This window comes from Pseudomonas sp. Sample_10, assembly GCF_004321495.1.
GTDB lineage: Bacteria > Pseudomonadota > Gammaproteobacteria > Pseudomonadales > Pseudomonadaceae > Aquipseudomonas.
Window position 1 is genome coordinate 1 of record NZ_RCOE01000184.1, and the last position, 9,139, is coordinate 9,139.

General features: G+C 58.4%; 10 protein-coding genes. 4 read left to right on the forward strand and 6 right to left on the reverse strand.

Going from position 1 to position 9,139, the window contains the following annotated elements; genetic code table 11:
- Both D8U18_RS18125 and D8U18_RS18130 read right to left on the reverse strand, forming a co-directional pair.
- Nucleotides 1–310 (reverse strand): DUF485 domain-containing protein (locus D8U18_RS18125; protein WP_056852967.1); only part of this gene is annotated, 310 nt, incomplete at its 3' end.
- Between the two features lie 269 nt (nt 311–579).
- Entirely contained in the window at nt 580–1,431 is an 852-nt protein-coding gene (locus tag D8U18_RS18130; RefSeq protein WP_130905247.1) for a glycine betaine ABC transporter substrate-binding protein, read from the reverse strand.
- A gap of 301 nt (nt 1,432–1,732) precedes the next feature.
- Here D8U18_RS18130 and D8U18_RS18140 point away from each other — a divergent pair, with 301 nt between their 5' ends.
- Nucleotides 1,733–3,328, forward strand: a complete 1,596-nt coding sequence (locus tag D8U18_RS18140) for a beta (1-6) glucans synthase (protein WP_131108124.1) — start codon at nt 1,733–1,735, stop codon at nt 3,326–3,328.
- Nucleotides 3,329–3,449: 121 nt separating this feature from the next.
- On the opposite strand, the gene D8U18_RS18145 is transcribed toward D8U18_RS18140, so the two are convergent.
- A complete protein-coding gene (locus D8U18_RS18145) occupies nt 3,450–3,818 on the reverse strand; it encodes a hypothetical protein (protein WP_131108125.1) in 369 nt (122 codons plus the stop codon).
- A 223-nt stretch (nt 3,819–4,041) separates the two neighbouring features.
- Here D8U18_RS18145 and D8U18_RS18150 point away from each other — a divergent pair, with 223 nt between their 5' ends.
- Nucleotides 4,042–5,340 (forward strand): serine/threonine protein kinase, encoded by a 1,299-nt coding sequence (locus D8U18_RS18150; protein WP_056852971.1) that lies wholly within the window; start codon nt 4,042–4,044, stop codon nt 5,338–5,340.
- Nucleotides 5,333–6,121 carry a VacJ family lipoprotein gene (locus D8U18_RS18155; RefSeq protein WP_056852972.1) on the forward strand — a complete coding sequence of 263 codons (789 nt, stop codon included), beginning with the start codon at nt 5,333–5,335 and terminating at the stop codon, nt 6,119–6,121. Before D8U18_RS18150 ends, D8U18_RS18155 begins: the two co-directional genes overlap by 8 nt.
- A gap of 113 nt (nt 6,122–6,234) precedes the next feature.
- On the opposite strand, the gene D8U18_RS18160 is transcribed toward D8U18_RS18155, so the two are convergent.
- Entirely contained in the window at nt 6,235–7,149 is a 915-nt protein-coding gene (locus D8U18_RS18160) for a DUF808 domain-containing protein (RefSeq protein ID WP_130905244.1), read from the reverse strand.
- A gap of 133 nt (nt 7,150–7,282) precedes the next feature.
- On the opposite strand from D8U18_RS18160, the gene D8U18_RS18165 reads away from it, so the two are divergent.
- Nucleotides 7,283–7,888: a TetR/AcrR family transcriptional regulator gene (locus D8U18_RS18165; RefSeq protein ID WP_056852974.1), complete on the forward strand. Its 606-nt coding sequence runs from the start codon at nt 7,283–7,285 to the stop codon at nt 7,886–7,888.
- Between the two features lie 126 nt (nt 7,889–8,014).
- Here the strand turns inward: D8U18_RS18165 and D8U18_RS18170 are convergent, their stop codons facing one another.
- Both D8U18_RS18170 and D8U18_RS18175 read right to left on the reverse strand, forming a co-directional pair.
- Entirely contained in the window at nt 8,015–8,491 is a 477-nt protein-coding gene (locus D8U18_RS18170) for a transposase (protein ID WP_131108126.1), read from the reverse strand.
- A 192-nt stretch (nt 8,492–8,683) separates the two neighbouring features.
- Nucleotides 8,684–9,124 carry a heme-binding protein gene (locus D8U18_RS18175; RefSeq protein WP_131108127.1) on the reverse strand — a complete coding sequence of 147 codons (441 nt, stop codon included), beginning with the start codon at nt 9,122–9,124 and terminating at the stop codon, nt 8,684–8,686.
- Nucleotides 9,125–9,139: the final 15 nt, after the last annotated feature.

A 9,139-nucleotide genomic window follows, 5' to 3' on the forward strand; every position in this document is an offset into this window, starting at 1 on the left:
ATTGCTGAGCCTCCTTGAGAATCGCATTGTTCAGGTCGTCGAACTCGCCGTTGGCGCGTCGTACGTAAATACCCGTCAGGATGAAGGCCGAAATGATCAGACCAACACCGATCGGTATGCCCCAGGTAATCGATGACTCAGGGCTGATTTTTGCCCCCAGCACATGCGGCCCGTAAGCAATCAACAGGATGAATCCGGAGTAAAGCCCTAGCATGATCGCCGATAGAATCCAGGCGAATCGTTCCCTCTTGCTAACCAGCTCCTTGAATCGCGGGCTGTTTTGAATCGAGAGGTAAATGCTGTCGTTCATTGTTTTTATCCTCGCAGCACAGATTAAGTTGGAACGGTATCCACTCTATGCGGCTGCGGGGCAGGTTCCAGACGACCTTAGTCTTAGTACCACATGACAGAATTGCCAAACTTCGGTGCGGCGCACCCCCCGCAAGAGCCAGGCTTGCCGGCGATGGCGATTTTGCAGGTGCCTTCGCCGGCAAGCCTGGCTCCTACAGAAAAGCAAAAGCCGCTTGGCAGTTACGCCAAGCGGCTTTGAGAGGAGCTCAATAGAAACTTCAGCTCACATCATTTGATCCAGTCAGCAACACGCTCCGGGTGTTTGGCTACCCAGTCCTTCGCTGCCGCGTCCGGCTTGGCGCCTTCCTGGATCGCCAGCATGACTTCGCCGATCTCGTCTTTCGAAGCCCACTGGAAGTTCTTCAGGAACTTGGCCACTTCCGGTGCTTTTGTTGCCAGCTCCTTGCTGCCGATGCTGTTCACGGTTTCAGCCGCGCCATACACGCCTTTCGGGTCTTCGAGGAAACGCAATTTCCACTTGGCGAACATCCAGTGCGGTACCCAACCGGTCACGGCAATGGATTCGTTCTTCTTTTCGGCACGGGTCAGTTCGGCAATCATGCCCGCGCCGGAACTGGCCTTGAGCTGGTAACCGGTCAGGTCGTAGTCCTTGATGGCCTGCTCGGTTTTAAGCATCACGCCTGAACCGGCGTCGATGCCGACGATGCGTTTTTTGAAGCTGTCGTCGGTCTTCAGGTCTTCCAGCGACTTGGCCTTGACGTATTCCGGCACGATCAAGCCGATTTTTGCGTCCTTGAAGTTCGGACCGTAGTCGACCACCTGATCCTTGTTCTTGGCCCAGTAATCGCCGTGGGTCACCGGCAACCAGGCCGAGAGCATGGCGTCGAGTTTGCCGGTGGCTACACCCTGCCACATGATCCCGGTCGCGACGGCTTGCAGCTTCACGTCATATCCGAGTTTCTGCTTGATGACTTCAGCAGCTACGTGAGTCGTCGCGACGCTGTCGGACCAGCCGTCAACGTAACCGATGCTCAGGGTCTTGCTCTCGGCATTGGCGAATGTGGAACCCATCGCAAGTACCAGTGCGGCACCTGCACCTAAAAGTCGTCGCATCTTCATCGTTACTTCCCCGAAAGTGCTGCGCTCGACGGGTGCCGAGTCGCGTCAACGTATTGTTCTGGTGCACAGCGCCCCCATCACGCTTCACCGCAAACCCGTTCAATCATCAGCGCGTTTATCAACGAGGGTACTGACGCCTCCGATAATCAACCTGACGCTATAAGCGACCTGCTCTGCCAGCGACCTCAAGGCATCGAGAAACGACATCAGAACGCCATTAATCCTGAGGGCGACAAACGCCCCGGACAATCCGCCCGAACTTTGCATGTCAAAATCATGCGAGCCACCAAGCACAGTACAAATGCAGGTAACATGCGCCGCTTTGCTCCCAGACGGCCTGATCATGCCCGCGACATCTCGCTTTCCTTTTTTTGCTTATCTGTTCGCCTGCCTGCTGGGGCTTTTTGCCCTTTGTGGTTTCTGGTACGGCATTGGTAAACCGGTGACCCTGCCGGATGTCGCCAGCGCCACGCACAAACTGCAATGCGCCTCCTACACCCCGTTCGACAAAGACCAATCGCCGTTCGACGTACCGTTCAACCTGCGCCCGGAGCGCATGGACGCCGACCTCGCGCTGCTGTCCAAAAGCTTCGAATGCATCCGCACCTACTCCATGACCGGGCTCGAAGCCCTGCCCGACCTCGCACGTAAACACGGCTTGAAGTTGATGATCGGCGCCTGGGTCAACAGCAACACGGTGGATACCGAAAAAGAAGTCGACCTGCTGATTGCGTCGGCCAACGCCAACGCCGACGTGGTGACTGCTGTGATCGTCGGCAACGAAACCCTGCTGCGCAAAGAAGTCACCGGGGCACAACTGGCCCGGCTGATCACCAAGGTCAAAAGCCAGGTCAAGCAACCCGTCACCTATGCCGACGTCTGGGAGTTTTGGCTCAAGCATCCGGAAATCGCGCCGGCCGTGGATTTCCTGACCATCCACTTGTTGCCGTACTGGGAAGACGATCCTTCGAACATCGATGCCGCACTGCAACACGTCGCCGAAGTGCGTCAGGTGTTCGGCAACAAGTTCGCACCCAAGGACGTGATGATTGGCGAAACCGGCTGGCCCAGCGAAGGCCGTCAGCGCGAAACCGCCCTGCCGAGCCGGGTCAATGAAGCGAAATTCATTCGCGGTTTTGTCACCATGGCCGAGCAGCACGGCTGGCACTACAACCTGATCGAAGCCTTCGACCAGCCATGGAAACGCGCCAGTGAAGGCGCCGTGGGTGGCTACTGGGGGCTGTTCGATGCCGATCGGCAGGACAAAGGCGTGCTGGCCGGTCCGGTGTCGAACGTACCGTACTGGTCGCAGTGGCTGGTTGTGGGCGGCCTGATCTTTGTCGGGACGCTTGTGCTGGGCGGCCGCGTCCGCAGCACCCGCGCAGCGCTGGTCCTGCCGTTGTTTGCGGCATTGGCTGCGTGCTCCATCGGCGTGTGGGGCGACCTCGCCCGCGTGACTACCCGTTTCACCAGCGAATGGTTGTGGGTGGCATTGCTGACTGCGCTGAACCTGTTGGTGTTGGTGCACGCCGCCCTGACGCTGAGTCCTCGTACAGGATGGCGAGCACAGGCGTTCAACGCACTTGAGCGTCGCTCAGGCTGGCTGGTTGCGGTGATCGGCTTTGCAGCGGCGGTGAGCATGCTGGAGCTGGTATTTGACCCGCGCTACCGCAGCTTCCCGAGCGTCGCGTTCATCGTGCCGGCACTGGTGTATCTGTGCCGTCCGGTGAGCGTGCCGCGCCGGGAAATCGCGTTGCTGACCTTCATCATCGGAGCGGGCATTGCGCCGCAGTTGTTCCGGGAAGGTCTGCAGAATCAGCAGGCTTGGGGCTGGGCGTTGGTGAGTGGGTTGATGGTGGCGGCGTTGTGGCGCTGCTTGCGCGTTCGCAAGGTTTAACCCTAATCAAATTTACGGCCCTCATCGCGGGCAAGCCCGCTCCCACAAGGATCGTTGTCGTTCACAATTGCGTGTTCGCCGATGAACCTGTGGGAGCGGGCTTGCCCGCGATGGCCGACGGTCAAGCGCTACGGGAATCTCTGACCAACCGCAACCCCGCAATCACCACCGCAAACACCGCCAGCGTCGTGTTGTACAAGGCCAGAGCCGGAAAACCCAATGCCAGCGCCAATACCGCCAGCCACCACCCTGCCCGCCCCGGCACGACAAAGCCGATGATGGCAGCAGCCAGTGCGCCATAGCCCAGAATCTTGAAGTGAATCATCAGGCCCAGGTTCGAGCGAACCTGACATTCCCAGCGGCTCGCCTCATCCACGCAGAGGCCGACCCACTGTGCATCTTCCATAAAGCCATAACGCGCGCCATAACTGGCGGCCAGCCATAGAGGCAGCACAATGAGCAGCAGGATCACGGGCAGACGGCGGGACATGAAACACTCCAATCAACGAAAACGGCGGTCAGCTTAATCTCCCGACGGTCTTTCGCAAGCGCTAACAACAGTTAACTGGCCTTTCAATCGCTGCAAAGTGTATCGTCGAGCTACTATTACTCCGAATTAAGCCTGTTTGGTGCCGATGCGTGGCACTTTGGCGCAAATCCAGTGGTCATAGCCTGCGAACTTCATTCGGCACCTTCCTCTAAGGGATCTAGTCATGCTCCGTTCCTTGCGCTTCGCCGCCCTGTTTGGCGGCCTTATCTTGAGTGCGTCCGCACTGGCGGTCGACATCGACGCCGCCAGTTATGGCTATCCCCTGACTAACCCGTTCGAGGCAACCATTGCCACGACGCCACCGGATTTGCGTCCCGAACTGCCGCTTGACGACGACATCAATCAGTCGGATCGCAGCATCACCTTGCGCCCTGAGCGTGCGTTCGAACTGCCGGACAATTTTTGGGCAGTGAAGAAACTCACCTATCGCATCGCCACCCAGGATAAAGCGGCACCGCTGATTTTCCTGATCGCCGGCACGGGCGCGCGCTACGACAGCAGCCTCAACGAATACCTGAAAAAGCTCTACTACAAAGCCGGTTACCACGTGGTGCAATTGTCGTCGCCCACCAGTTTCGACTTCATGAGCGCCGCGTCCCGCTTCGCGACCCCGGGCATCACCAAGGAAGATGCCGAAGACATGTACCGGGTGATGCAATCCGTGCGGGCGCAGAACCCTAACGTACCGGTGACCGATTTCTACCTGACCGGCTACAGCCTCGGCGCATTGGATGCAGCCTTCGTCGCGCATCTGGACGAAACCCGCCGCAGCTTCAATTTCAAGAAGGTGCTGCTGCTCAACCCGCCGGTCAACCTCTACACCTCGATCACCAATCTCGACAAACTGGTACAGACCGAGGTCAAGGGCATCAACAACACCACTACCTTCTATGAGCTGGTACTGAACAAGTTGACCCGCTACTTCCAACAAAAGGGCTACATCGACCTCAACGATGCCCTGCTCTACGACTTCCAGCAGTCCAAGCAGCACCTCACCAACGAACAGATGGCCATGCTGATCGGTACCTCGTTCCGCTTCTCGGCGGCCGATATCGCCTTTACCTCGGACCTGATCAATCGCCGCGGCCTGATCACTCCCCCGAAAACACCGATTACAGAAGGCACCAGTCTCACCCCGTACCTCAAGCGTGCATTGCAGTGTGATTTCGACTGCTACATCACTGAACAGGTGATCCCGATGTGGCGTGCGCGCACCGACGGTGGCAGCCTGCTGCAACTGATCGACCAGGTGAGCTTGTACGCACTGAAGGATTACCTGCGCGACAGCCCGAAAATTGCCGTCATGCACAACGCTGACGACGTGATCCTCGGCCCGGGTGACCTCGGGTTCCTGCGCCAGACGTTCGGCGATCGCTTGACCGTTTACCCGCTGGGCGGCCATTGCGGCAACCTTAACTACCGCGTCAACAGCGACGCCATGCTGGAGTTCTTCCGTGGCTAAATATCTCCTGCTTATCGCTGCGTTACTCTGTGCAGGCGTTGCCAATGCCGACAACAGCAAAGCCAATGCTCCAGTCGTTGTCGACAGTGACGGTTTCAAGGAGCCGTTGAGCAAACTCAAATTCAACCCGGGGCTGGATCAGCGTGAGTTCGAACGTTCGACGCTCAGCGCACTGAACGTCTATGACCCGCTCGAAGAATGGAACCGTCGCGTTTACCACTTCAACTACCGGTTCGACCAATGGGTGTTCCTGCCGGTGGTCGATGGCTATCGCTACATCACGCCGAGCTTTTTGCGTACCGGCGTCAGCAACTTCTTCAATAACCTGGGCGACGTGCCAAACCTGTTGAACAGCCTGTTGCAGTTCAAGGGCCAGCGCTCCATGGAGATCACCGGTCGGCTGCTGCTCAACACCACCATTGGTATCGCCGGCCTGTGGGACCCGGCCACCGCCATGGGCCTGCCACGCCAGAGCGAGGACTTCGGCCAGACGCTGGGCTTCTATGGTGTTCCGGGCGGCGCCTACTTCGTACTGCCGATACTTGGCCCGTCGAACCTGCGTGACACTGGCGGCTTGTTGGTCGATTACAGCGCCGAGAACGCAATCAACTTCCTCAACGTTGCCGAAGTCAGCTCCAATCATCCGGAAGTCTGGGTCCTGCGTGGCGTCGACAAGCGCTATCAGACCAGCTTCCGCTATGGCCAGCTGAACTCGCCGTTCGAGTACGAGAAGGTGCGTTACGTGTACACCGAGTCGCGCAAACTGCAGATAGCCGAGTAATTCGGCGGCAACAAAAAAGGCCATTCGATTCCAGTCGAATGGCCTTTTTCATTTTGCGCGGCATACATCGCCAAGATCGCAGCCTGCAGGAGCTATCGCAGGCTGCGTTATTTTCAGCCTCTCGCAACTTTCCAGATTTTGCTGATAGCCATCACCCCAAGCAACACCACCGCCCCAGCCACAATTCCCGCGACCGCATTGAGCAACGTTGGCACGATAAACCCGGCACCGCCCGCCGCTGCGCTGACACTTTCGATCCAGTGATGCACCACCGGCACGCCGTGGGTCAGGATGCCGCCACCCACCAGGAACATCGCCGCCGTGCCGATCACCGACAGGCTTTTCATCATGTACGGCGCCGCGCGCAGAATTGCCCCACCAATGCTTCTGGCCACCTGCCCCGGCTTCTGGGTCAGCCACAGGCCCAAGTCGTCGAGCTTGACGATGCCAGCCACCAGCCCGTATACGCCGACAGTCATGACAATGGCGATGCCCGAGAGCACGACGATTTGCTGGGTCAGCGCCGAGTCAGCGACAACGCCAAGGGTAATGGCAATGATTTCTGCGGAAAGGATGAAATCGGTACGAATCGCGCCTTTGATCTTGTCCTTCTCGAACGCCACCAGGTCCACCGCCGGGTCCGCTACCGCCTCGACCAGTTCGGCATGTTCAGCCTGATCTTCGGCTTTGCTGTGCAAGAACTTGTGCGCAAGTTTCTCGAAGCCTTCGAAACACAGATAAGCGCCACCGACCATCAACAATGGCGTGACCAGCCATGGGATGAACGCGCTGATGGCAATTGCCGACGGCACCAGAATCAGCTTGTTGATGAACGAGCCCTTGGCTACCGCCCACACCACCGGAATTTCCCGTTCGGCACGCACACCGCTGACCTGCTGGGCATTGAGCGCCAGATCATCACCCAGCACGCCGGCCGTCTTCTTGGCGGCCATTTTGGTCATCAGGGCCACGTCATCCAGCACCGCAGCAATGTCGTCGATCAGCAACAGCAAACTGCTTCCTGCCATGAATCGGTTTCCTTCTTCAGTAAATGCGGTGCAGCATAGCGTGGCCGAGCGCCGCATGGTGCATTCTTGAGCGCCGCCGAACGCCGGTGCTACCATGCGCAACCGCCAGAACAGGCAAGGAACCCCCTGGTTTATGAGCACCATCCGCGAGCGCAACAAACAACTGATCCTGCGTGCCGCCAGTGAAGAATTTGCCGACAAGGGCTTCGCAGCGACCAAAACCAGCGATATCGCAGCCAAGGCGGGATTGCCCAAGCCCAACGTCTACTACTACTTCAAATCCAAGGAAAACCTCTACCGCGAGGTCCTGGAAAGTATCATCGAACCGATCCTTCAAGCCTCGACGCCATTCAACCCCGACGGCGTGCCCAGCGAAGTGCTGAGCGGCTACATTCGCTCGAAAATCCGCATCTCCCGCGACCTGCCTTTCGCCTCCAAGGTGTTTGCCAGCGAAATCATGCACGGCGCACCGCACCTGAGCACCGACCTGGTGGAACAGCTCAACAGCCAGGCCAAGCACAACATCGAGTGCATCCAGAGCTGGATCGACCGCGGCCAGATCGCCCCGATCGACCCCAACCACCTGATGTTCAGTATCTGGGCTGCGACCCAGACCTACGCCGACTTCGACTGGCAAATCACCGCCATCACCGGCAAGGCCAAGCTCGACGAAGAGGATTACGAAGCGGCTGCGCAGACGATTATTCGGTTGGTGCTCAAAGGCTGCGAGCCGGATTGATAGTCCGTGGTGGCCCATCGCTGGCAAGCCAGCTCCCACAGTTTTTTGTGTTGCACCCAATCTTGTGAACGACACACTTCTCTGTGGGAGCTGGCTTGCCAGCGATGAAGGCGACTCGATATTGACTCAAACCCAGACGGCGTCCCAAAGCGGGTAATCACCAATTCTCTCGACCAGACCAGCCCGCAAGGGGTTGGCCACTACATAGCGCGCCATCTTCACCAAATCATCTTCCCGCCTTAACGCACGGTCGTGAAAGCCCTGCTGCCAAAGCGGCCCGTTCCTGTTACTGAAAAAATTCACCTCTCGAGTAACAAGCGACTTTGTCTCGCGCATTAGTCTGCGCAGTGAGGAGTTTTCCAGTTCGACCAGCCAATGAAAATGGTCTGGCATGACCACCCAGGCCAGTGATTTTGCCAATCCCAGATTCTGTGCCCGGCGAAATTGATGAACCACCAATCTGCCCAAAGCGAAGTCAGTAAAAATCGGCTCTCGATCCAGCGTGTTGGTCGTCAGCAAATAGATTCGACTGGGCTCGGCATAGCGGCCTGTTCGCAGACGGTTTGATGCGGGGGAAATCAGGCATTCCGTTGCCTCTCTCATGATGAACTCATGAAAAGGCTAGACCGGGAAACTCTGAGCGGTAACACACACTTTTAGCTGGATGTGTCTGGCAGACTGCAATCGCTGGCAAGCCTGCTCCCACAGGTCTGATGGTGTCCGCAAAATATGTGAACACCCCAGTCCTTGTGGGAGCTGGCTTGCCAGCGATGACGCTGGTTCAGTCGCCAAAGATCAAGCCACAACCCCCGCATCCGCCCTCAACCCCAACGCCTCGATCGCAGTGATCGCACACTGCTCATCCACATCCGACAGATCCCCGCTGATCCCCACCGCCCCCAGCACGTTCCCGTCCTGATTCCGAATCAGCACACCTCCGGGTGCCGGCACCACACTGCCCTGGCCCAGGCTGTTCAACGCGGCGATGAAGGCCGGGCGCTGTTGCGCGTCCAGTGCCAACAGGCGTGAGCCCTTGCCCAGGGCGATGGCGCCCCAGGCTTTGCCGATGGCGACCTGCGGGCGCAGCAGGCTGGCGCCGTCTTCGCGTTGCAGGGTGATCAGGTGTCCGCCAGCGTCCAGCACGGCGATGGTCAAGGGCGCTGCGCAGATTGCACGCCCTGCGGTGATGGCCTCGGTGACCAGGTTGACTGCGACTTTCAAGGTTAAAGCGCTCATGGTGCCGTCCTCATT